This window comes from Streptomyces aurantiacus JA 4570 (assembly GCF_000414115.1).
GTDB lineage: Bacteria > Actinomycetota > Actinomycetes > Streptomycetales > Streptomycetaceae > Streptomyces > Streptomyces aurantiacus_A.
Genome location: NZ_AOPZ01000465.1, coordinates 1 through 597 on the forward strand (window position 1 = coordinate 1; position 597 = coordinate 597).

Here is a 597-nt window from a genome sequence, read left to right on the forward strand (position 1 = left end):
GCCTCCCAGAACCGCGCCTCCACCTCGTCCACGGCGGGGGCGGGCTCGGCACCCGGCTCCTGCTGCGGCGAGAGGAGCCAGTAGTGCCTGCGCTGGAAGGCGTACGTGGGCAGGTCGACGGTGGTGCGGGCGCCGGGGAACAGGGCCTGCCAGTCGAGTTCGGCACCGTGCACGTGGGCCTCGGCGAAGGACGCGGTGAGACGGTCGGCGCCGCCTTCGTCGCGGCGCAGGGAGCCGAGCGCCACGGCCGCGCCCTCGCGACCGGCGGCCTCGATGGTGGCCTGGACGGGGACAGTGAGCACCGGGTGCGGGCTCATCTCCAGGAAGACGTCATGGCCTTCGGCGAGGAGGCCGCGGGTGGCGTGCTCGAAGAGGACCGTCTGGCAACGCCGAAGCGATCTGCTGCTCGATCTGCTCGACGTACAGGGAGTGCGAGGCGTAATCCACCGGGATGGTCCGCGCGCGGATGTCCCGCGCGACGCACTGGGCCACCAGCTCTTCCAGAGCCTCGGCCTCGCCGGACACCACCACCTGGGCGGGACCGTTGACGGCCGCCACGGAGACGCGCTCACCCCAGGCGGTGATCAGCTCCCGCAC

At 72.7% G+C, this 597-nt stretch carries 1 pseudogene; it reads right to left on the minus strand.

Annotation, left to right across the window (positions count from 1 at the left end):
• Positions 1-597 (minus strand): annotated as a pseudogene (locus tag STRAU_RS41990) (acyltransferase domain-containing protein); the annotation flags it as partial.